We start from the raw sequence: 23,551 nt of genomic DNA on the forward strand, positions 1-23,551 counted from the left end.
CCGAAGGTGCATATTTCGGAAGCAAATAGATGCTGATGTGAATAGACAGATGCAGCAATTCCGGGCTTCGCGTAAATTGGCCTGGGCTTTGCGATGCCGATCCGAAAAGACTCGTTAAACGGGAGGGTGGACTTGGGCGCGCCATTCGACGAAATGAACGGCTTCGGCGGCGAGGTGCGGCCACCGTATAAAGCATTCGCTGAATGGCTCGGTGTCCAACACCTCGATACACTCCGACAAAAATCCGCTGAAGCCGAGGTTTTGTTCCGGCGCTCGGGCATCACGTTTGCGGTCTACGGTGCAGAAGAAGCCGGCGAGCGTCTGATCCCCTTCGATATTCTGCCGCGCATCATTGCCGCCGACGAGTGGCGGCGCCTCGAACTTGGGATCGAACAGCGCGTTCGCGCGCTCAACGCCTTCCTGTACGATATCTATCACCGCCAGGAGATCCTGAAGGCCGGTAAGATCCCGGAGGAACTCGTCGTCCAGAATTCCGCCTTCCTGCCGGAGATGATCGGCGTAGATCCGCCGCGCGGAATCTATAGCCACATTATCGGCGTCGATCTCGTCCGCACCGGCGAAAACGAGTTCATGGTTCTCGAAGACAATACACGCACCCCGTCCGGCGTCTCGTACATGCTCGAGAACCGTGAGACGATGATGCATCTCTTTCCCGACCTCTTCAGCCGCAACCGCGTGCGACCCGTCGACAATTATGCCGATGCGCTCCTAAAGACGCTCGAAAGCGTTGCTCCGGGCAATCTCGACGCCGAGCCGACGATCGCCCTCTTGACGCCGGGCGTTTACAACAGCGCCTATTTCGAACACTCGTTCCTCGCCGATCAGATGGGCGTCGAGCTCGTCGAAAGCTCCGATCTCGTTGTCATTGACGGCCTCTTGCGCATGAAAACGACCGAGGGATTGAAGCGCGTCGACGTGCTCTATCGCCGTGTCGACGATGACTTCCTCGATCCGCTCGTTTTCGAACCGACGTCGCTTCTGGGCGTGCCGGGCATCTTCGATGTCTACCGGTCGGGCCGGGTGACGATTGTCAACGCGCCGGGCGCCGGCATTGCCGACGATAAGGCGATCTACAGCTACATTCCGGCGATCATCGAGTTTTATACGGGCAAGGCGCCGATCCTGCCCAACGTCGAGACGTATAGCTGCCGCGAGCCCGACAGCCTGAAATACGTTCTGGATCACCTCGCCGAACTCGTCGTCAAAGAAGTCCACGGCTCTGGCGGATATGGCATGCTCGTCGGTCCGAAATCGACGACCGAGCAGATCGACGAATTTCGCGCCAAGCTTATTGCCAATCCCAAAAACTATATCGCCCAGCCGACGCTCTCGCTATCGACTTGTCCGACACTCGCCGATACCAGCGTGGCGCCTCGGCATCTCGATCTGCGCCCATTTGTGCTCATCGGCGATCAGGTGCGCTTGATGCCCGGAGGACTGACGCGCGTAGCCATGAAGAAAGGCTCGCTCGTCGTCAATTCAAGTCAGGGCGGCGGCACGAAGGACACTTGGGTGCTGCAGGAATAGCTTCGGAATGCTTGGACGTACCGCAAACGACCTTTATTGGCTGTCGCGCTATATCGAGCGCGCAGAAAACATGGCGCGCCTCCTTGAGGTTGGCTACCGCATTGTGCTGCTACCGCGCGAGGGCGAAGGCTTTCACGAGGAATGGCGATCGACGCTCGAGAGCGCCGGGTGCCTGCAAGGCTATGTGCAGCGTCACGGCGAGCTGATCTCGCAGAACGTGATTGACTACATGCTCTTCGACACGTCGAATCCGTCGAGCATTGCGTCGTGTCTCGCCGCCGCGCGCCGCAACGGCCGCGCCCAACGCACGGCCCTGACGCGGGAAATGTGGGAAAGCCTGAACAGTGCGTGGCTGGAGTTTTCCGCCATTCGCCCGGTGGCGATCACATCGAATTCGCTTCCTGAACTTCTCGATTGGGTGCGTTCACGCTCCGCGCTCTATCGCGGCGCCATGTTGAACACGATTTTGCGCAACGACACATTCTATTTCAGTCAGGTCGGCACCTTCATCGAGCGCGCCGACAGCACCGCGCGCATTCTCGATGTGAAATACTATCATCTCCTGCCGTCGAGCGAGATGGTCGGCAGCGAAAAGGACAACTATCAGTGGGCGGCGCTTCTTCGCTCCGTCTCGGCGCATCGTAGCTATCGCTGGGTTTTCAAGGACCACTATCGGCCGCTCAAGATTGCCGATTTCATGATCCTCAATCGGCAGATGCCGCGGTCGCTGCGCTCGTGCTACGATGAGTTGACGTTGGCGCTCCGCGATCTCGCGGTGTTCTATGGCGCCCGTCACGATTGTCAGACGACGGCGGAATCCACCCGCGACCTTCTGTTGGAGGCCGACATTCGCAACATCTTCCAATCGGGCCTGCACGAGTTCGTGCAGGACTTCATTGCCCGCAACAATAAGCTCGGTAACGAGATCTCCGCCGCCTACCACTTCAGCGATTGAGGCTCCGACGATGCGTATTTCGATTGGGCATGTTTCGCGTTACGTCTACAGCGAGCCGACGAAGTATTCCGTTCTCGCGCTCCGTCTCACGCCTCCGTCGTTTCAAGGCCAGCGTGTCATCGAATGGCGCATCAGCGCTCCCGGCGTCGATGCGGTGAAGCCGTTCCGCGATGGCTTCGGCAATATGGTGCATCTCGCGAGTTGCACCGAAGAGCATTCCGAATCGCTGATTATCGCCAAGGGCGTCGTGGATACCGAAGACCGCGCCGGAATCGTGCGCGGACTGATGGACCCGGCCCCCCTCCGCGTCTACCGCCGCTTCACCCCCAAGACGATGGCGGCCGAGGATATCATAGCGCTCCAGCGGGATGCCGGAGCCAAGGCCGACATTCGCGGCATGCACAACCTGATGCATGGCGTCCGCGACGCCATCGACTACAAGATCGGTTCCACCGGTGCGCATACGACCGCTGCCGAAGCGCTGGCGGAAGGCAAAGGCGTTTGCCAGGACCACGCTCATGTCTTCATCGCCGCGGCGCGGTCAATAGGCATTCCGGCCCGCTATGTCAGCGGCTACCTGCTGACGGGGGGTGATGAACCCGCCGATGCCAACCACGCCTGGGCCGAAGTCTGGCTTGAGGGCTTAGGCTGGGTCGGCTTCGACCCGGCGAATGGCGTCTGCCCGACCGAAAAATATGTACGCCTGGCAACCGGCCTCGATGCGACTTTTGCGGCTCCAATTCGCGGTTCTCGCCGAGGGGTTGCAAACGAAGAGCTTGACGTCATCGTCGAAGTTCAGCAGCAGAGCAGCCAGCAACAATAGCGGCCCTGCCGACTTCGGAGACGATTGCATGACATACGCGGTAGCATTCCGCCTGGAGCGCGGCCTCGTGTTTGCAGCCGACACGCGGACCAACGCTGGCGTCGACAACATCGCGCAGTACAAAAAGCTTCAGCTCTGGCGGCAGCCGGGCGAGCGCGTGTTCGTGCTTCTGAGCGCTGGCAATCTCGCGGCGACTCAGGCGGTTGTCAGCTTGATCAACGAACATCTCTCGCAAGAGACCGACGATGAGGTGACGACCCTCTTCACGGCGCCGAACATGTACCGCGCCGCCCGCGTGGTCGGAGACGCTGTGCGCGAGGCGCGCAGTATCGACGGAGCTGCGCTTGAAGCCAGCAAGCTTGGCTTCAACACCAATTTCATTTTCGGCGGCCAGATCAAGGGCGAGCGCCCGCGCCTGTTCCAGATCTATCCGGAAGGCAACTTCATCGAGGCGACCGATGACACGCCATTCTTCCAGATCGGTGAGCATAAGTACGGCAAGCCAATCCTCGACCGCGTCGCGCGCTCCGACATGCGCCTCGGTGAGGCGGCCAAGCTGATGCTGCTGTCGTTTGACTCGACCTTACGCTCCAACTTGTCGGTCGGCATGCCGATCGATCTTGTCATCTACGAACGAGATACCTTCGACGTGACGCGCGAAAAGCGGATCAGCGCCGACGACGAATATTTCCGCAATCTATCGAACGCCTGGTCGGACGCGTTGCGGCAAGCCTTTTCCAAGATCGAAGAGTTCGACGTCTGAACCAGCGGATAATTTGCGCATTTGATTAACAGTTGAGGGCGCCATCCGCGCCTACAACTCGGCGCGCCGAGAAATCTATGCTGCACCCCAGCAAAAGTGCGGCAGCGCGCGCCTATGCACGGGTTTGAAGAAAGTGCTGTCTCGATTCTCAATGCCACTTACGGTTAGATTAAGCGCTGGTCATCAGGGCAGGCGGGCGCTGGAAGGGCATAATGGGTCTCCCGACGCTTAGTGAATATCTTTCGAACTGGACGCTGGAAGGCCGTACGCGCGGCCAGGTTTCGGAAACCGTGCTCGCCATCGCCGATGCCAGCATCCGTCTTTCGGAACTGATTGGTCGCGGCGCGCTCGATCATCGGTTGGGTCGGGTCGTCGCGCGCGCTGGCGAGCGTGACGAGCAGAAAGAAATAGATATCCTCGCCAATGATCTGATGGTCCAAGCTTTGGGCGCGGTTCCTGTCGCGGCTTTAGCCTCCGAAGAAGCAGAACTTCCGATCACGCTGCAAAAGAATGCGCCGCTGCTCGTCGCGACCGATCCTCTCGACGGCTCATCAAACGTCGAAGCCAACGTCTCGGTCGGTACGATCTTCTCGATCCTGCCGCGCCATCCGTCGGCGGAGGGTGAGGCGGCGTTCTTACGCCCCGGCTCGCACCAGCTGGCCGCCGGGTTCTTCGTGTATGGTCCCCAGACGGTGTTGGCGCTCACAGTCGGGCACGGCACGCAGATCTTCGCGCTCGATCGGGCGACACAGGTTTACCATCTGACAACGCGCAACGTTTCTATTCCTTCCGAGGCGCAGGAATATGCGATCAATGCTTCCAACGCGCGCCACTGGGACGATCCAATCCGCATTTACATCCACGACTGTGAAAATGGCGCCAATGGTCCGCGCGGCCGCGATTTCAACATGCGCTGGACGGGCTCGCCAGTTGCGGACGTTTTCCGTATCCTGACGCGCGGCGGCATTTACCTCTATCCGGGAGATCGCCGAAAAGGCTTCCATCAGGGCCGCATTCGCCTGATGTATGAAGCCAATCCGCTGGCATGGATCGTGGAGCAGGCGGGTGGGCGCGCGACGACGGGACGAGAACGCGTCCTTGACGTTATTCCGGCGGCTCTGCATCAAAAGACGCCGCTGATCTGCGGTTCACGAGATGAGGTGGACCGAGTGATGCGCATCTATAGTGGTCAGGAGTTCAAGGGAGATCATTCGCCGCTCTTCGGCCGCCGAGGCCTGTTCAGAGCTTCACCCTAATTCCATGAACAGAGGCGCATCGAGTCCCATCCATGTCCATTAAGCATCCGATCATATCCGTCACCGGTTCCTCCGGCGCCGGAACGACGTCGGTTAAGCAAACCTTCGACTACATTTTTCATCGTGAGAAGGTAAAGGCGGCGTTCGTCCAGGGGGACGCCTTTCATCGCTACGACCGTTGCGGCATGGAAAAAGCGATGAAGGCCGCAGCAAAGCGCGGCAATCATAATTTCAGCCACTTCGGCATCGAGGCAAACCTTATCGAAGACCTCGAGAAGTTGTTTCGCACTTATGCGGAAAGCGGAAAGGGGCTTTATCGCCACTATGTCCACGACGACGACGAGGCGAACACGTATGGGACACCGATTGGTACGTTCACGCGATGGGAAGATATCGAGCCTGGCACCGATCTTCTTTTGTATGAAGGACTACATGGTGCCGTCGTTACGCCCGAACATGATGTTGCGCGACACGCGGATCTTAAGATTGGCGTTGTCCCGGTCATAAATCTTGAATGGATTCAAAAAATTCGACGCGATCGGACTGAGCGCGGATACACGACTGAAGAAGTGACGCAATCCATTTTGCGGCGGATGCCCGACTACGTTCAATACATTTGCCCCCAGTTCGCAGAGACGGATATCAACTTCCAGCGCATACCGACCGTCGATACATCAAATCCCTTCGTCGCGCGCTGGATTCCGACCAACGATGAATCGATGGTCGTTATTCGTTTCAAGGAACCGCGTGGCATCGATTTCGCGTACCTGCTGTCCATGATCCACGATAGCTTCATGTCGCGCGCCAATTCCATCGTGATCCCCGGTAGTAAGCTTGATCTCGCGATGCAGTTGATCTTGACGCCGCTTATTCTTCAGCTCGTCGAGCGGCGCCGTCGCGTCATTTGAACGAACTCCTTCGAAAGGTAGCCTGTGTCACGCCCCCTCCTGATTGCCCCGTCCATTCTGTCGGCCGATTTCAGCAAGCTTGGCGACGAGATTCGGACCGTAGATGCCGCCGGCGCCGATTGGATTCACTGCGATGTGATGGACGGTCATTTCGTGCCGAACATCACGTATGGCGCGCCTGTCATCAAGGCGGTGCGCGGAACATCGAAAAAGGTTTTCGACGTCCATCTGATGATCGCGCCGGTCGATCCGTATCTGGCTGATTTCGCAGCCGCTGGCGCCGACATCATCACCGTTCACGCCGAAGCCGGTCCGCATCTCGACCGGTCTCTCCAGGCCATTCGCGCGCTCGGCAAGAAGGCCGGTGTTTCGCTTAATCCGTCGACGCCCGAAAGCGTCATCGAATACGTCCTCGATCGCCTCGATCTGATTTTGCTGATGAGTGTCAATCCGGGCTTCGGTGGTCAGTCGTTCATTCCTGCCGTTGTCGAGAAGATCCGGCGCGTGAAAGCCCTCATCGGCGATCGTCCGATTGATATCGAGGTTGACGGTGGCGTTACGCCGGAAACCGCGCCGCTCGTCGCCAAAGCCGGTGCCAATGTGCTCGTCGCTGGCTCGGCTGTGTTCAAGGGCGGCACCGAAGCCAGCTATCGCGCCAACATCGAGGCGATCCGAAAAGCTGCTGCGTCGGCGGTTTAGCGACTGCCAACCGGCTTGATTTGTTGCCGCGCTGGCGTATGTCCACCGCCTATGACTGATCGCTCTTTCGCCGAACCCTTACCGATTGATGCCGTGCTCGGTGACGTGCGCGCGGCGCTTCGCACGCATGGCGTAGCCGTGCTCGTTGCCGCACCCGGCGCGGGTAAGACGACGCGCGTACCGCTCGCATTGCTTGATGAGCCATGGCGCGCGGGCGGAAAGATCCTGGTGCTCGAACCTCGGCGGATCGCCGCGCGGGCCGCTGCTGAGCGCATGGCGGCGACAGTCGGCAGCCGTCTCGGTGAAGATGTCGGGCTACGTGCCCGCCTCAATTCCAGGACAGGTCCGCGTGTCGCTGTTGAAGTGATCACGGAAGGCGTCTTTACGCGCATGATCCTCGATGATCCAGAGCTGAAGGGCGTAGCCGCCGTCTTGTTCGATGAGTTTCACGAGCGCTCACTCGACGCCGACCTCGGGCTGGCGCTGGCACTAGACGCGCGTGCGGCGCTCAGGCCCGATCTCAAGATCGTTGTGATGTCGGCGACGCTTGAAACGCGATCTGTCGCGAAGCTGCTGGGCGAAGCGCCGATCATCGAAAGCGAAGGGCGTGCGTTCCCCGTCGAGACGCGATACCTCGGTCGAAGCCCCGCGCGACTTGAGGACGACGTCGTTGGTGCCGTGCGCCGCGCGGTTTCGAGCGAGCAGGGGTCGATATTGGTATTTCTTCCTGGACAAGGCGAAATCGCACGCGTCGCGGAGCGTTTGGCGGATCAGGCGTTGCCGTCGAACGTTGATGTCGTTCCGCTCTATGGCGGCTTGGACCCGGCGACGCAGGACCGCGCTATTTCTCCGGCGAAGCCTGGTCGTCGCAAGATCGTGTTGGCGACGTCGATCGCCGAAACGTCGATAACGATCGACGGTGTCCGCGTCGTCATCGACAGCGGTGTCGCTCGCGTTCCACGTTACGAGCCGGACGTCGGCATAACGCGGCTTGAGACCGTTCGCGTCTCACGCGCCTCAGCCGATCAGCGTCGCGGGCGGGCTGGACGAACGGAACCGGGCGTGTGCTATCGGCTGTGGGACGAACCTGAGACGCAAGGTCTTGTGCCCTTTGCCGATCCGGAAATTCGCGCCGCCGATCTTTCGAGTTTACTGCTCGATTGCGCCGAATGGGGTGCGAACGACCCGCGTACGCTCTCTTGGCTTGATCCTCCGGCCGAGGGCCTGCTCGCTGCGGCCCGCGCCGGTCTGGAAGCCATTGGCGCGCTTGATCCCGATGGACGCATCAGCAGCGAAGGCCGGCGGCTGCGCATGCTTCCTTTGCCGCCGCGCTTGGCGCGTATGATCATGAAAGGCGGTGAGCTTGGCAACGCGAGCCTCGCTGCCGAGATCGCCGCAATCCTTGTCGAACGCGGCATCGGCGGCAACGACATCGATCTTGCGCAGCGCCTTGAAAATTTCCGCCGCGACCGTTCGCAGCGAGCAGAAGGCATGCGTGCGCTCGCGCGTCAGTGGGCGCGCACGGCTTCAACAGACCTACTTGAAAGTCGCGTGCAATCGCCTGCCGCTCTGCTGGCGCTTGCTTATCCCGAACGTATCGCCAAAAGCCGCGGCAAACGCGGCAACTTTCTGCTTGCAAACGGCCGAGCCGGTCAGATCGACGAGCACCAGCACTTGGCGTCAGCGCAATATGTTGTCGTCGCCGAGATGCAGGGCCGTGCAGCCGCGACACGCATCATGCTGGCGCTTGCGACCGTCGAGGCCGAAATCGAAGCGATCGCTTCGGATGCGATCGAATCTCGCGACGAGATCTATTTCGACAAAGACGCGCGTGTGGTTCGGGCTCGGCGGGCCCGCCGCCTTGGCGCTATCGTTCTGAAAAGCGAAACGCGTCCGGTCAAAGACGGCGATGACGTTATGGCCGTGCTTGCTCGCGGCCTTGCCGATATCGGTGTTGCGGCACTTCCCTGGACGAAAGCGCAGCTTCAGCTCCGCAATCGCGTCTCGTTTCTCCGCCGCAACGATGAAACCTGGCCGGACTTGTCTGATGCCGCTCTCGCGTCGACCATCGACGATTGGCTGTCGCCGTTCCTGCTCGGCAAAACGCGAACGACGGACGTTGACGCCGAGACGCTGGAGACGGCGCTCAATGCGCTGCTGCCGCGGCAAATGCGCGTCCGCCTCGATGATGAAGCGCCGACGCATTTCACCGCACCCACCAGCAACCGCCATCCGCTCGACTACGAATCGGATGATGCCCCGGCGCTGCACATTCGCGTGCAGGAGCTTTTCGGCCTCAAGGAGCATCCTGCCATCGCGCGTGGACGTTTGCCGCTCACGCTTCATTTGCTGTCGCCGGCACACCGTCCGATTCAGATTACACGCGACCTTCCGGGCTTCTGGGCGGGCTCATGGCGTGCGGTCAGGGCGGATATGCGCGGGCAATATCCCAAGCACGTCTGGCCCGAGGACCCTGCAACGGCTCTGCCGACGGCTCGCGCCAAGCCGCGTAAGGGATGACACTACAAGTTTACCTTCGCTGAAAACGACAGGTGCTGGCGCCGTGATTAGAGCGTAGTTAATCTGCGTCCTAACTATTGCTCGTGCCATGTCGGAGACGGGTACGACCAAAGTCCTGTTTGTTGCTCAATACCTTCAGGAGTTAAAGACAATTCTGCGTTCGTTTGCCGCAGGATAGCGGCTCTCGGACCCCAACATTGAACCTTCGCAAGAAGGCTTCGATGGCATTCTGGAGGTAAAACTTGTCTGTGCCGGCGCACATATTGATCGTTGACGATCATCCCCTCTTTGTCGAAGCCCTTCAAAGAGCGATCACGAGCGCATTTCCCGATACCACCACCAATTCTGCAATCTCGATTGAGGCGGCGAAAATCCAGCTCGACAGCGGCATCCCGTTCGACGTCGTGCTGCTTGATCTCGCCCTGCCCGGCATTCGTGGCTTCGATGGCCTGCTTGAACTCAGGACGCTGTATCCCCGTCTTCCGATTGTTGTCGTTTCTGCCCTTGAAGATCCTCGCATCGTCCAAGACGTGATGCGCTACGGCGCGGCAGGCTTCATTTCGAAGTCGGCAGACCGTGGAGAGATCGCAGCAGCCATCAAAGACGTTCTTGAGGGCTCGCTAACGCTGCCAAAAGGCTATCGGCCGCCGGAGATACCGACGTCCGAAACGCGCGACGATGTCGTGCGGCGGTTGCGAACGCTCACCCCGAAGCAGCTGAGCGTTCTCAAGATGCTGCGCCAGGGGTTGCTGAACAAGCAGATCGCCCACGAGCTTCAAATCGAGGAAACGACGGTAAAGGCTCACGTCTCGGAAATCTTGCGCAAGCTCAATGTATCCTCGCGCACGCAGGCCGTGATCGAAGCCCAGAAAATCGATTTCAGCATCATTCTTGGCGATGCGAATGGCGGATAGCCTAGCGCATCCGGCAAATCGTCTAGCCGAGCAGGTGCTTCATCAACGCCCGTAATTCGCCCGGACGAACAGGCTTTAGAAGCAATTCGCAGCGCGAGCGTAACGCCGCCTCCGCTGCGTCCTGCGTGCGATCCGCTGTGATCAAAATAGCGGGAATGTCCACCGCGAGACGGTTGCGAATGCTGCGCACGATATCGATGCCAAAATTACCTTCCTTCAGGTGATAGTCCGCCAGCACGATAGCCGGAGAAAAATCCGGGTCGGAAAGAATTTCGCTGACATCCTCAAGATCTCTCGCCGGGCGCACATCGGCCCCCCAACGCGTCAGTAGCGACTGCATGGCCGTCAGCACGTCGAGATCGTCGTCGACGATGATGACCTGCCGCGAGACCAAGGAATCCGTTTCGTCCCTGACGGCATCGGTGAGGGGCAGCGGTCTCTTCGGGGTCGATGCGGATGGCGCATAGACCGAGAATCGCGAGCCATGACCTACGCGCGATTGTAATTCCAGGCGGTGCCCAAGGGCATCGACCATGCGCCGTACGATCGCAAGCCCCAACCCAAAGCCCGTGCCGCCCGAGCGCTCCGATGCGGTGCCGCGCTGGAATTCCTCGAAGATGCGATACTGCTCCTGCTGTGGTATGCCGGGACCAGTATCCCACACTTCGATCACGACCTCGTTGCCGCGCGGACGGGCCGCCAGAAGAACACTGCCATGTTCGGTGTAGTGTGCGGCGTTCGCGAGAAGATTCTGCACGATCCGGCGAAGCATGAGAGGATCGGAGCGGACGGCCAGATCCGTCGGCCGCCAGCGGAAACGCAGACCCTTGCGCCGCGTCACGGGCTCAAGGCTGTTGGCGACCTGTTCGAAGATCGCTTCGAGAACGACAGTCTGAATATTCGGCACGAAGACGCCAGCCTCGAGTTTCGAGATATCGAGGATACTGGTCAAAAGTTCCTCGATGCTGACGAGCGCGTGCGAGATGTTGTGAGCGAGGCGCTTGTTGTCCGCCTCGTGCTGCGCATCGGTCAGCTCAGAGAGCGTCAACCGCGCCGCGTGCAGCGGTTGCAGCAAGTCGTGCCCGACGGCTGTGAAAAAGCGGGTCTTGAAGGTATTGGCGCGCTCGGCCTCGTCGCGCGCTTGGCTCAGCTCGATGTTGGTGTGCGCCAGCTTCGTCAGTGCAAGGTTGAGTTCTTCGGTCCTGCGTCTGATCTGCGCTTCCTGATTGATCGCCGTCTGAAACAGCGAAAACGAACTCGCCTGCTGATCCATCGAATGCTCAACGCGCTTCATCAGCGCCGCATTAATCTTACGAAGCTTGTCGACGGCGCGACGAAGGTCGGATTGCCGCGTCGGCAACTTCTCTGCCGGATCCTCTTCGTCGTTCATGGCGGTTCAATTCTACCGTGCGGCTTTGAGAACGCTATGCCCGTCAAAGTTTGATTGAGGTGCATGGCATTGAACTGCTCGCCATAAGTCTGGAAGCCAGCAAGTCCATATCGGTCATAAATCTCCTCGACTTTGTGGCGGAGTTGCCCGGTTTCGGCATCGATCCGTCTCAAGAAGCAGTCGAACCCGAGAACAAAATCGATGCCGCCTAACGCGGCATCAACTTGTTTGAACGTTTCCAACGTCGACTGAACCATATCACGCGGCCGCCCGACGGTGAAAACCAGACCTTCGTCGATTGCACAAAGGAACGATAAGCTGCCATCCGGGTTCATGTTCCGAATTGCACGGCCGTAATACTCTCCCCCCACTTTTACGACGAGCGGATAAGTCGCGAAACTCAATGGACCGAGATCGTCAAGTGATACGCCAATGGCAGATGCGTACTCACTGGCCGCAGGTTCGGCATTGAGATCGTAGACAATGCGGTGTTCGCTGTCCGCGGCCGTAACGACAAGCTTGATCGGAGTCGGTTCGAAGTTCTGCGTCTTGAAAACGCGAAATGGTGTCGATGTTTCGATCACGAATAAAATGGCGCCGCGCCGGATAAGCTTGCCGCGATGAATGAGGGCGGTACGCTGAAACGCCAATCCGTCGCCGGCAGAGCCGCCCAAGAGTTCCATGTCCTCGAGTGACCAGTGCAGCGCCGCCGTCAACGGTTCTTCTCGATCGGACAATCCGTCGACGAGTACGAGCGCAAAGATGTTTTCTTTCGCCGCGCGCGAGACGCCGGTGATCATTTGCACCCGTAAGCGCCGCGCAATTTCAGAAGCGCGTTCCACGCCGCCTTTATCGATGTCCGGGATAACTTCACTCATCACTCGGAAGCCCTTCTCAGGGAACGCGATGAAGACGATCCCGCCTTGCGTCATGCCGAGCGGGCCGACTTCACCGGCGGTGCTGCAACCCGAAACGGTGACGTCCGGGAAATTCTGCTGCAGCGCCTTGAGGAGAACCTCCGGGTCATGCTTGATCGAAAAGAAAACGATGATGTGTTGAAAGACACCATCTGCAAGTTCGGCGCGTGCGGCTGAAACGGCTTCCTCGGTGGAAAGTGTGCTCGCCACCACGCGAACACCACATGCGGCACGAGTGGTTTTTGTCGACATTTGACTCGGCTTCCTCGGTCGCATCGCGACGCGAGCCGCTTAACTAATGAATATGGGCCGGAATTTGCCACAGCCGCGCGGGTCGGACAATGTCCGTCTGGGCAACGCCACTCTCGTGAAGCATGGCTTTCGCCGAAAAAAAGCCCCGGCCGAAATAGCCGGGGCTTAGCTTTTGCGGCAAGACTTAAGAAACGCTGTTTTAGCAGTCCAGTGTATGTGCGCGTTCCCAATCCGTGAAGTGGGAGGCGTAGGAATTCCAATTGTCGGTCTTGAGCTTGATGTAGGCCGCAGCAAACTCGTCGCCGAGAGCGCTCTTGAGCGACGTGTCCTTGTCGAACGCACGGATTGCGTCCAGTAGGTTCAACGGCAGACGCGGTGCATCCGTTACCGTATGGCCAAGCTGGTACATGTCGATGTCGAGGCGTTTGCCCGGATCCGCCTTGCTGCGGATGCCATCGAGACCTGCAGCGATGATGACGGCTTGAAGCAGATAGGGGTTTGCCGCGCCGTCCGGTAGCCGCAACTCGAAACGACCCTTACCCGGAACGCGAACCATGTGCGTGCGATTGTTGCCCGTCCAGGTCACCGAGTTCGGCGACCACGTTGCGCCCGAGAGCGTCCGCGGCGCGTTGATACGCTTGTACGAGTTGACCGTCGGGTTCGTGATCGCTGCGAGCGCTTCGGCGTGTTTCATGATGCCGCCAAGGAAGTGGTAGCCCTGCTGCGAGAGCCCCATTTCGTCGGCCGCGTCGTAGAACATGTTCGTCTTGCCGTCCTTGTCCCACACTGAGATGTGAGCGTGGCAGCCATTGCCGGTTAGGCCGGCAAAAGGCTTCGGCATGAAGGTTGCGCGCAGGCCGTGCTTTTCAGCGATCGAGCGCGTCATGAACTTGAAGAACGAGTGGCGATCGGCCGTCACCAGCGCATCGTCGAAGTTCCAGTTCATTTCGAACTGGCCATTGGCGTCTTCGTGGTCGTTCTGATAGGGACCCCAGCCCAGTTCGAGCATGCTATCACAGATCTCTGCGATGATGTCGTAGCGGCGCATCAGGGCCTGCTGATCGTAGCAGGGCTTCGAGGCGTTATCCTTGTCGTCGGAAATCTCAGTGCCTTCAGGCGAGATCAGGAAGAATTCGCATTCGACGCCGGTCTTGACGTAAAGCCCAAGCTCAGCCGCCTCTGCCATCAGCTTCTTCAGTACGACGCGCGGAGCCTGGGGAACGTGCTTGTCTTCCATCACGCAGTCTGCCGCAACCCAAGCTACGTCTTTGCGCCAAGGCAGCTGGATGACCGACGATGCATCCGGCATGCCGAACAGATCGGGATGAGCCGGCGTCATATCCAGCCAAGTCGCAAAGCCCGCGAAGCCCGCGCCGTCTTTTTGCATATCGGCGATCGCCGCAGCCGGAACCAGCTTTGCGCGCTGGGCTCCGAAAAGGTCCGTGTATGAAATCATGAAGTAACGGATGCCACGCTCTTTGGCGAGCTGGGCAAGATCCTGAGCCATACTGTCTGTCCTCAACGCTTGCGTTTCATTTTTATGAGTGCTTTCCCGACCGGCGAAAAAAGGGGCGGCTTAAAAGCCGCCCGCTCCGGTCACCCCGGGGATCCACGATGTTCCGGCAAGCGGCACACGTGCCATCGCCGCAGCTTCGATCGTCAAGGCGCAGAGATCTTCTGGCTCGAGATTGTGAATGTTGTTGTGGCCGGCGGCGCGCGCGATGGTTTGCACTTCGAGCGTCATGACCTTCAGATAGTTGGCGAGCCGACGGCCGGCACGAACCGGATCGAGACGCTTCGACAGTTCTGGATCCTGCGTCGTGATGCCGGCAGGGTCACGTCCTTCATGCCAGTCGTCGTAGCAGCCGGCGCGCGAGCCGAGCTTCTCGTATTCCGCTTCGAGCGCCGGATCGTTGTCGCCGAGAGCGGCCAACGCCGCGATACCGATCGAAACTGCGTCGGCACCCAAAGCAAGAGCTTTGGCGACGTCGGCGCCGTTGCGAATGCCACCGGAAACGATCAGCTGCACTTTGCGATGCATGCCGAGATCCTGCAGCGACTGCACCGCCGGACGGATGCAAGCCAGCGTCGGGAGGCCGACATGTTCGATGAATACTTCCTGCGTGGCCGCCGTGCCGCCCTGCATGCCGTCAAGAACGATAACGTCGGCGCCTGCTTTGACCGCGAGGGCCACGTCGTAATAGGGACGCGTGCCGCCGACCTTCACGTAAATTGGCTTTTCCCAGTTCGTGATCTCGCGCAGCTCAAGGATCTTGATTTCGAGATCGTCGGGACCAGTCCAGTCGGGATGACGGCAGGCCGAGCGCTGGTCGATGCCCTTCGGTAGATTGCGCATTTCTGCGACGCGATCCGAGATTTTCTGACCGAGCAGCATGCCGCCGCCGCCGGGCTTCGCGCCCTGGCCGACAACGATCTCGATCGCGTCTGCTTTGCGCAGATCATCTGGATTCATGCCGTAACGTGACGGCAAATACTGATAGACGAGCGTTTTCGACTGGCCGCGTTCTTCCGGCGTCATGCCGCCATCGCCGGTCGTCGTCGAAGTGCCAGCAATCGAAGCGCCGCGTCCGAGCGCTTCTTTCGCATTCGCCGACAGCGCGCCGAAACTCATGCCTGCAATCGTGATCGGGATCTTAAGCTCGATCGGCTTTTTGGCGAACCGCGTGCCGAGCGTTACCGTCGTGGTGCACTTTTCACGATAGCCCTCAAGCGGGTATCGCGACATCGAAGCTCCTAGAAACAGGAGATCGTCGAAGTGCGGGACACGGCGTTTCGCACCACCACCGCGGATATCGTAAATACCCGTAGCTGAAGCGCGTCGGATTTCCGACAGCGTGTAATCGTCAAAGGTCGCCGAGGGGCGCGGCGTTGTAAGCGGGATCTTCGGCGACATCAGTAAGCATCCGCGTTGTCGATGTTGAAGTTATAGAGCTTGCGTGCGGAACCGTACCGCCGAAACTCGCTGGTCTTCGCGTCCGTGATTCCGGCCCCTTCGAGAAGCTTCGAGAGCGCTTCGTGATGCTCGGGCCGCATTTCCTTTTCAATGCAGTCTGCGCCGAGGCTCTTCACTTTTCCGCGCACGAACAGCTTCGCCTCGTAGATCGAATCGCCGAGCGCGTCGCCCGCGTCGCCGAGCACGACCAGATGCCCAGACTGCGCCATGAATGCCGACATATGACCGATATTGCCTTTAACGACGATATCGATGCCTTTCATCGAAATGCCGCACCGTGACGATGCATTGCCTTCGATGACGAGCAGGCCGCCATGGCCAGTCGCGCCCGCGTACTGGCTGGCATCGCCTTTAATGACGACTTTGCCCGACATCATGTTTTCGGCAACGCCAGGCCCGGCAGAGCCGTGCACCGTGACGGTCGCTTTCTTGTTCATGCCGGCGCAGTAATAACCGACGCTACCAAGCACATCGACTTTGATCGGGGCGTCGAGACCCACGGCGATCGCGTGACCGCCGCGCGGATTGAGCACTTCCCACTGGGCTTCGTTGGAGCCGTCTTTTTGCCGGTGCAGCTCTTCGTTAAGTTCGCGCAACGGACTCTTGGCGAGATCGAACGTACGCATGAGTTCCCCAATTAACTGCTGCATCAGCGTTGCCAGAAATAAACGGTTGCGGGTTCAGGCTCCCAGACTTTCGCCTTATCGATTCCAGGCAGACCAGCGAGCGCGCGATATTCCGAGCCGAACGCGACATAGTCGTCGGTTTCAGCCATGACGGCCGGCTTGCAGGCGATCGGATCACGAACGACGCCGAAGCCTTCCTTGGTGCCGACAACGAAATTGAAGAAGCCGTCGAGATCGTCGAGGCTCTTTTCCAACGCCTCACCGAGGTTCATGCCCTGCTTCATGCGCCAAGTGAGATACGACGCAGCAACTTCGGTGTCGTTTTCGGTGTTGAACGTCATGCCGTCGCGGACGAGTTCGCGCCTAAGGCTCGCGTGGTTCGACAGCGAACCGTTGTGCACGAGGCATTCGTCGGCACCCGTCGAGAACGGATGCGCGCCAAGCGTCGTCACCGCCGACTCCGTCGCCATGCGCGTGTGGCCGATAGCATGCGTGCCGGACATATGCGCGAGATCGAAACGCTTCGCGACCTCAGTCGGATAGCCGACTTCCTTATAGATTTCGATGTTTTCGCCCGTCGCCATGGTCCGGATCGAAGGGAACTCGGCGGCCAGCAGGGCTTTGATGTCGTCAAGCTTGTCCGACGGAATGCTCAGGACAGCGTGAGTGTCCTTTACCGTGAGTTTGGCGTCTACCTTCTTGTCTTTCGCCAAAGCGGCCTGGAGCTTTGCGAAGTCGCTCTTGGCATTTGCCGATTGCAAGGTGACCTTCGTGCGACCGTCTTCAGCCGCCCCGTAAACTGCAAAACCTGCCGAATCCGGACCGCGCTCGCACATCGTCGAGAGCATCTTCGAGAGAAGCTCTCCGAGCTGCGGCTCCATTTCTGGTTTTTTCAAAAATAATCCGACGATGCCGCACATAGCTGCCTCCTGACTGGGCCGCGAAGGAATGGCTCAGACAGTAATCGTGCGGCGACAATCTGTCAACTCAGAAGAAAGAAGATTTCTTTAAAGGAATGTCGAAAATTTATGACCGTACCGGTCGTCGGCATTATGGCCGTGGATAGATGATGATCGACAGGTAGGTCATAGGCGACTCGATAAGGCGCGCAGGACCGTGAGGCGCCGCGCTGTCGAAGAGAATGGCATCGCCCGGAGCCAAGTGATAGCTACGATCAGCATGCGCGTATTCGACTTCGCCGGAGAGCATAAAAATGAACTCGACCCCCTCATGCTGGAAGCCGGTATAGGCGGCCGCATCGTCCGAAAGCGTGATCAGATAGGGTTCGATGACGACCGGGCCGTCAAGCGAATGGCCAAGAAGCTGATACTGATGACCCACCTTTGTGCCGCGACGTCGAATGACTACACCTTCACCTGATTTGACGTAGGAACAGTCGCGGCGCTGTTCGAACGACGCGAACAGGACCGTCAACGGCACATTCAGCGCTGAGGCCAGCATCTGCAACGTGCTGAGCGACGGAGAGATCTGGCCGTTCTCGATTTTGGAAAGCATTCCCGGCGAGATTTGCGATGCTGCGGCAAGTTCGGCAACGGTCAGCCCTGCGTGCTTCCGATGGTGGCGAACCTGATGCCCGATGGCCTGCTCAAGCGTATGTTCGGCAGCGCCTGGTGCATTCGAACCCGTTGCCAGAGGCTCGGCTTCGGCGAGTTCGACAGGGTTTTTGCGTGACTTTTCTGACATGAAGGCTTTCCGCCGACGACGGCGGCTGAAAATGACTTAATATCGAAACAGGTTCGCACGTCGCGAAAGATTATTCCACCACGGGAAAAAAAAATGTCCAATGCCTGAAGGACGCAGGCCACAGAGTTGCGGAAAATCTATGTCAGATCAAATCCGGTCAAGCCAGTTGCGGAAATCCTTTGCATAGGTCCGCGCGCAGGCGAATTCATATCCCCTGCCGTCCGGCAATCGCCACACGGTCACGCCGAGGTGCGAGACGTGGGTGATCGCAACGTCCCCTGGCTTAAACGAAGTATCTTCGAAGTCGATGCCCATGCTCTGAACGAGCGTGTCGGATGGACGGGCACTGTCCATCCCGAAGATCGTTCGGCTATCGCTGACATCAACGACCGACGCAAACCCATTGAATGTTTTCGCATGTTGGGCCGTCGGATCGCCACTTCCTGACAATTGCTCAATCAGCAGCCATTGCTCGGGACCGGCCCAGACAATCGTCATACCACGCGCTTCGAGCACTCGGGGCGTTGACGGAAACTCGACGCCAAAAGCGGCGCGGGCAGCATCGTTCAGCCCCGCCAGCATGCCGCGTCTGGCGGCGATGTGCGTGACGGCAATGTCCGAACGTTCAACGATCGAGGAATGCTGTTTCGCCCTAAGGCCGTTCGCAAGATCAGACACGCAAACGTGCTCCTTCTACATCGTAGAATGCGGCCGGAACCACCTGGACGAGGGTGCTTTCACCCCGCACCGGATCGACAGCCTTGAGAATTTCGCCCATGCGAGCTTCGGCACGCGCAAGAAGCCCCAACCCGACCCAATGCCCGAGCATCGGCGAATATGCGACAGAGGTCATATAACCCTGATCGTTTTGCGCAGTCGGCTGATCGTCTTTGCCGATGAAATGCGCGCCCCCCCGCAATCGCACGGCAGTGTCTACAGGCTTGAACCCGATCAGGCGCGGGCGATCCGGATCGACCAATCCCGGTCGCTGTGCCAAGACGCGGCCGATAAAGTCTTTCTTGGTTGACGCCATCTTGCCGAGGCCGAGATCCGCAGCCGTCGTTGTGCCGTTGAGTTCCGAGCCGCCGACGTGGCCCTTTTCGATGCGCATGACGCCAAGCGCTTCGGTGCCGTATGGAATGGCGCCGAATTCCTCGCCTTCCGACATGAGCTTGCGCATGAGAAGATCGCCGTGCCGCGCCGGAACTGCGATTTCGTAGGCAAGCTCGCCTGAGAACGAGAGACGATAGATGCGCGCCTTGATGCCGCCGAGCGCAGTAATTTCGGCACACGCCATATATGGGAAGGCCGCATTCGAAATGTCGAACGGTGCATCGACGATCTTGGCGAGCAGGTCACGGGCCCGTGGTCCCGCCACAGAATATTGCGCCCATTGATCGCTGACTGGGAACAGCTGCACGTCAAGGTGCGGCCAGTGCCACTGCCGGCAAAGTTCGAGATGCTGCAGAACCTTGATGGCGTTGGCCGTCGTTGTCGTGATGAAATAGCGATCATCGGCAAAGCGTGCAGCGGTGCCATCGTCCATCGCCACGCCGTCTTCGCGCAGCATCATGCCATAGCGCGCTTTGCCGACGGCCAGCGTGCTCATCATGTTGATGTAGACGCGGTCCAGAAATTTTCCGGCGTCGGTTCCGTGAACCTCGATTTTACCGAGCGTCGACACGTCGCACACGCCGACGCCGCCCCGGACCGTTTTTACTTCGCGATTGACCGTTTCAAGCCAGTCACGTTCGCTGGGCTTGGGAAAATACTGCGCGCGAAGCCACATGCCGGTTTCGACGAAAACCGCACCACGCTCTTTCGCCCAGTCGTGCGACGGCGTGAGCCGCGTGGGCTTGAAATGCTTGCCACGATGCTCGCCCGCAAAAACACCGAGTGAGACCGGCGAATACGGGGGGCGAGCAGATGTCGCTCCCGTTGCCGGGATCGATTTGTTCGTCAGCTCTGCCATCATGGCGAGGCCATTAACATTCGACGTCTTGCCCTGGTCGGTCGCCATGCCAAGCGTCGTGTAGCGCTTGAGGTGCTCAACTGAGCGGAAGCCTTCGCGCTCGGCAAGGCGGATATCCGCAGCCGTCACGTCATTCTGCTGATCGACAAACGCCTTTTGCTTGGCCGCTTCGACATGCCAGAAGGCCGAGACTTCCGTCAGTTCATCGTCCGTCCCGGGAACGGGAGCGACAGTGGCCGCGAAGCCGCACGCTGCGGCAGCGTCTGCGCCTGCCCGCGCACCGTCGTTAAGGCACGACGATGTCGAGAAAGAACCATTGGCCGCGCCGGCAACGGTCATCCATTTCGGCAGCGCTCCCGGAACGAAAGCAGCTAAATTCTCCTGCCATTGGGAGCGTCCGCCAAGGTGCGTCGTCACCTGAACATTGGGATTGAATCCGCCCGACGCCGCAATCAGATCGCAAGGGATCGTCTGAGACGTTCCGTAAGCTGCAACGATCCGTGCGCCGGTGACGCGCTGTCTGCCGGTAGCGTCAGCGACCGCAGCGCCTTCGAAGACGCGGATGCCATACTTGCGCGCCTTCGACTTGATCTCAGGCGGCAATATGGGGCGCGTGTCGACAAGTGCTGCAACGGTGATGCCTGCGCGAATGAGATCGTCGATTGTGTTGGCCGCATCGTCGTTGTTCGAGAATACGACGGCCGTCTGGCCCGGCGCCACGCCGAAGCGATTGATGTAGCTTCGCACGGCGCTTGCGAGCATCACGCCCGGCCGATCGTTGTTGCCGAACACGATCGGCCGCTCGGTCGAGCCTTGCGCAACGATCGTCTGCTTGGCGACGATATGCCAAAGGCGCTGCCTCGGCTCGCCCGTTGCGGGAACGGCGACATGATCCGCCACCCGCTCGACAGCACCAAACGTACTGGAATCGTAGGCACCGAAAATCGTCGTTCTCGGCATTAAGCGAACTCTGGACGAAGCCGCAAGCTCGGCGACGACGGTATTCACCCATTCAACACCGCTTTTGCCATCGATGCCTCGCACATCAGAGAGAAGGCGGCCGCCCAAGGCAAAGTTTTCGTCGACGACGATGACCTTCGCTCCAGCGCGCGCCGCAGAAAGCGCTGCCATCAATCCCGCTGGACCCGAGCCGATGACGAGCACGTCGCAGAACGCGTTCACCTTGTCGTAGATGTCGGGATCGGGCTCATTTGCGGCAGATCCCAGACCCGCCGCGCGCCGGATGATCGGCTCATAGAGCTTTTCCCAGAACGCCGCCGGCCACATGAAGGTCTTATAGTAGAAGCCCGCCGAGAAAACGGGCGACAGAAGCCCGTTGATCGAAAGCAAGTCGAACGACAGTGACGGAAAGCGGTTCTGGCTTTTCGCTTCGAGGCCATCGTAGAGCTCGGCAACGGTCGCGCGCGTATTCGGCTCGCGACGCGCACCGGAGCGTAGCTCGACAAGTGCATTGGGTTCTTCCGAGCCCGCAGTCAGGATACCACGCGGGCGATGATATTTAAACGACCGTCCGACCAGCCGAATGCCATTGGCGAGCAACGCCGACGCCAGCGTATCGCCGGCATATCCCGTGTAGGGAACACCGTCGAAGGTGAAGTCAAGCGCCTTGGCCCGGTCGACGAGGCCTAGCCCCGACACACGGAATGTTTGCGATTGCGTCATGGTGTGGTGCTCGCAGAATTCTGACGCTCGAGAGCGACGTCCTGAGCCGGCTTTACATCGGAAATTTCGTGTGTGCGCGTATCGCGCGTGACGACCAGCCACGCATGGCATCCGGCAGCGTGGTACCAGAGTTCTTGCGTCGGTCCGGCAACGTTCCGGCGTTCGTAAGCGAAAGCATAAAATGCATCGGCAGCATCGGGCGCTGCCGGATCTGGGCGGACGACGCTCGCGTCCCCGAGATAGGAGAATTCATCGTTGCCGCGGTCGCCGCAAAAGGGACATTTGATGCGCATGGTGGCTCGCCTTCAGTGCAGGTTGGGCTGATTGCCCATGCCCTTCTCGTCGATCATGTGGCCGGTGCGGAAGCGATCGAGGCGATAGGCTTTCGCAACCTCATGCGGTTCGTCGCGTGCTAAGAGATGCGCGAAGCACAGTCCAGATGCCGGCGTCGCCTTGAAGCCGCCATAGCACCATCCGCCATTGAAATAGAGGCCTTCGATGGGCGTCCGATCGATGATCGGCGAGCCGTCCATGCTCATGTCCATGATGCCGCCCCACGAACGCAGGAGACGTACGCGTCCGATCCGCGGCATCAGCGCCATCCCGCCTTCGAGAACATCCTCGACGACAGGAAGGTTACCCCGCTGCGCATAAGAATTATAACCATCGATATCGCCGCCGAAGACTAGGCCGCCCTTGTCTGATTGGCTGATATAGAAATGCCCTGCGCCGAACGTAACGACGCCGTCGATGAACGGCTTGATGCCTTCCGAGACGAAGGCTTGCAGCACGTGGCTTTCGATCGGCAGCACCATTCCCGCAAGACCGGCTACGCGCGATGAATTGCCGGCCACTGCTAAGCCGACCTTGTTCGCGCCGATAAATCCGCGCGTCGTCTCGACGCCGCCGATCTTGCCGTTCTCGATCCTAAATCCCGTGACTTCCGCATTTTCGATGATGTCGACCCCGAGACGATCCGCACCCCGAGCGTATCCCCATGCGACCGCGTCATGGCGCACCGTGCCGCCGCGCCGCTGAATTAGACCGCCTTTAATCGGAAAGCGCGCGTTGTCGTAGTTGAGCCAGGGATACATCGCGCGAACGGCATCGAGATCCAAAAGTTCGGAGTCCACGCCGTGCAGGCGCATGGCATTGCCGCGCCGCGCATAAGCATCGCGCTGGGCATCCGAATGGTAGAGGTTGAGGACGCCACGCTGCGAAACCATGGCGTTATAATTGAGATCCTGCTCGAGCCCTTCCCAGAGCTTCATGCTGGTCTCGTAGAAGGGAATGTTGCCTGGCAGCAGATAGTTTGAGCGGACGATCGTCGTGTTGCGGCCGACGTTGCCGCTGCCGATCCAGCCCTTTTCGATGACGGCGACGTTGGCGTTGCCATACCTCTTCGCGAGGTAATATGCAGTGGCGAGGCCATGGCCGCCGCCGCCGACGATGACGATGTCATAGGAAGGCTTCGGGGTGGCCTTGCGCCATGCCGGCTTCCAGCCGGTCTGGCCGCGCAGCGCCTCCGCAAGGACGGAAAAAATCGAGTACCGATCTGAGCTGAACATGGCCGTATCTGCGGTTTGTCTCGACGATCCCGGCGCTAGGAAGATGCGCCGTATCAACTTGTTTTCTTATAAATCAGTC

The 23,551-nt window shown here is 59.5% G+C and carries 20 protein-coding genes; 9 read left to right on the plus strand and 11 right to left on the minus strand.

What is annotated here, in order from left to right; translation table 11 throughout:
* Nucleotides 1-153: 153 nt before the first annotated feature.
* The 9 genes from RLW55_RS06730 to RLW55_RS06770 all read left to right on the plus strand — a co-directional run bounded on the left by RLW55_RS06730 (nt 154) and on the right by RLW55_RS06770 (nt 10,386).
* Entirely contained in the window at nt 154-1,548 is a 1,395-nt protein-coding gene (locus tag RLW55_RS06730) for a circularly permuted type 2 ATP-grasp protein (RefSeq protein WP_423416386.1), read from the plus strand.
* A 7-nt stretch (nt 1,549-1,555) separates the two neighbouring features.
* Nucleotides 1,556-2,503: an alpha-E domain-containing protein gene (locus RLW55_RS06735; protein ID WP_013949975.1), complete on the plus strand. Its 948-nt coding sequence runs from the start codon at nt 1,556-1,558 to the stop codon at nt 2,501-2,503.
* A 10-nt stretch (nt 2,504-2,513) separates the two neighbouring features.
* A complete protein-coding gene (locus RLW55_RS06740) occupies nt 2,514-3,326 on the plus strand; it encodes a transglutaminase family protein (RefSeq protein WP_409561365.1) in 813 nt (270 codons plus the stop codon).
* A 28-nt stretch (nt 3,327-3,354) separates the two neighbouring features.
* Complete coding sequence (locus RLW55_RS06745; RefSeq protein WP_013949973.1) at nt 3,355-4,089, plus strand: proteasome-type protease; 735 nt, start codon at nt 3,355-3,357, stop codon at nt 4,087-4,089.
* A gap of 212 nt (nt 4,090-4,301) precedes the next feature.
* Nucleotides 4,302-5,345: a class 1 fructose-bisphosphatase gene (locus RLW55_RS06750; protein ID WP_409561364.1), complete on the plus strand. Its 1,044-nt coding sequence runs from the start codon at nt 4,302-4,304 to the stop codon at nt 5,343-5,345.
* Nucleotides 5,346-5,377: 32 nt separating this feature from the next.
* Nucleotides 5,378-6,253, plus strand: a complete 876-nt coding sequence (locus RLW55_RS06755; RefSeq protein WP_409561363.1) for a phosphoribulokinase — start codon at nt 5,378-5,380, stop codon at nt 6,251-6,253.
* 24 nt (nt 6,254-6,277) lie between these two features.
* Nucleotides 6,278-6,952, plus strand: coding sequence for a ribulose-phosphate 3-epimerase (gene rpe / locus RLW55_RS06760; RefSeq protein ID WP_423415954.1), 675 nt, complete (start codon nt 6,278-6,280; stop codon nt 6,950-6,952).
* Between the two features lie 51 nt (nt 6,953-7,003).
* Nucleotides 7,004-9,472, plus strand: a complete 2,469-nt coding sequence (hrpB, locus tag RLW55_RS06765) for an ATP-dependent helicase HrpB (protein WP_423415955.1) — start codon at nt 7,004-7,006, stop codon at nt 9,470-9,472.
* A gap of 242 nt (nt 9,473-9,714) precedes the next feature.
* Nucleotides 9,715-10,386 (plus strand): response regulator transcription factor, encoded by a 672-nt coding sequence (locus RLW55_RS06770; protein ID WP_013949968.1) that lies wholly within the window; start codon nt 9,715-9,717, stop codon nt 10,384-10,386.
* Between the two features lie 22 nt (nt 10,387-10,408).
* Here RLW55_RS06770 and RLW55_RS06775 read toward each other — a convergent pair whose 3' ends face one another.
* The 11 genes from RLW55_RS06775 to RLW55_RS06825 all read right to left on the minus strand — a co-directional run bounded on the left by RLW55_RS06775 (nt 10,409) and on the right by RLW55_RS06825 (nt 23,472).
* Nucleotides 10,409-11,776: a hybrid sensor histidine kinase/response regulator gene (locus RLW55_RS06775; protein ID WP_423415956.1), complete on the minus strand. Its 1,368-nt coding sequence runs from the start codon at nt 11,774-11,776 to the stop codon at nt 10,409-10,411.
* Nucleotides 11,773-12,945 (minus strand): FIST N-terminal domain-containing protein, encoded by a 1,173-nt coding sequence (locus RLW55_RS06780; protein ID WP_423415957.1) that lies wholly within the window; start codon nt 12,943-12,945, stop codon nt 11,773-11,775. Before RLW55_RS06780 ends, RLW55_RS06775 begins: the two co-directional genes overlap by 4 nt.
* Before the next feature lie 199 nt (nt 12,946-13,144).
* A complete protein-coding gene (gene glnT, locus RLW55_RS06785; RefSeq protein ID WP_409561358.1) occupies nt 13,145-14,452 on the minus strand; it encodes a type III glutamate--ammonia ligase in 1,308 nt (435 codons plus the stop codon).
* Nucleotides 14,453-14,521: 69 nt separating this feature from the next.
* Nucleotides 14,522-15,859 carry an FMN-binding glutamate synthase family protein gene (locus tag RLW55_RS06790; RefSeq protein ID WP_409561357.1) on the minus strand — a complete coding sequence of 446 codons (1,338 nt, stop codon included), beginning with the start codon at nt 15,857-15,859 and terminating at the stop codon, nt 14,522-14,524.
* A complete protein-coding gene (locus RLW55_RS06795; protein WP_013949963.1) occupies nt 15,859-16,545 on the minus strand; it encodes a GXGXG domain-containing protein in 687 nt (228 codons plus the stop codon). The genes RLW55_RS06790 and RLW55_RS06795 overlap by 1 nt, the downstream gene beginning before the upstream one ends.
* Before the next feature lie 23 nt (nt 16,546-16,568).
* Nucleotides 16,569-17,465 (minus strand): class II glutamine amidotransferase, encoded by an 897-nt coding sequence (locus RLW55_RS06800; protein WP_409561356.1) that lies wholly within the window; start codon nt 17,463-17,465, stop codon nt 16,569-16,571.
* A 130-nt stretch (nt 17,466-17,595) separates the two neighbouring features.
* Nucleotides 17,596-18,249: a helix-turn-helix domain-containing protein gene (locus RLW55_RS06805; RefSeq protein ID WP_423415958.1), complete on the minus strand. Its 654-nt coding sequence runs from the start codon at nt 18,247-18,249 to the stop codon at nt 17,596-17,598.
* A gap of 147 nt (nt 18,250-18,396) precedes the next feature.
* Complete coding sequence (locus RLW55_RS06810; RefSeq protein ID WP_423415959.1) at nt 18,397-18,927, minus strand: sarcosine oxidase subunit gamma; 531 nt, start codon at nt 18,925-18,927, stop codon at nt 18,397-18,399.
* Nucleotides 18,920-21,904, minus strand: a complete 2,985-nt coding sequence (locus RLW55_RS06815) for a sarcosine oxidase subunit alpha family protein (protein WP_423415960.1) — start codon at nt 21,902-21,904, stop codon at nt 18,920-18,922. Before RLW55_RS06815 ends, RLW55_RS06810 begins: the two co-directional genes overlap by 8 nt.
* Complete coding sequence (locus tag RLW55_RS06820) at nt 21,901-22,197, minus strand: sarcosine oxidase subunit delta (RefSeq protein ID WP_423415961.1); 297 nt, start codon at nt 22,195-22,197, stop codon at nt 21,901-21,903. Before RLW55_RS06820 ends, RLW55_RS06815 begins: the two co-directional genes overlap by 4 nt.
* Nucleotides 22,198-22,209: 12 nt before the next feature.
* Nucleotides 22,210-23,472, minus strand: a complete 1,263-nt coding sequence (locus tag RLW55_RS06825; protein ID WP_423415962.1) for a sarcosine oxidase subunit beta family protein — start codon at nt 23,470-23,472, stop codon at nt 22,210-22,212.
* Nucleotides 23,473-23,551: the final 79 nt, after the last annotated feature.

The organism is Hyphomicrobium sp. B1 (assembly GCF_049532635.1).
In the GTDB taxonomy this organism is placed as follows: Bacteria; Pseudomonadota; Alphaproteobacteria; order Rhizobiales; family Hyphomicrobiaceae; genus Hyphomicrobium_B.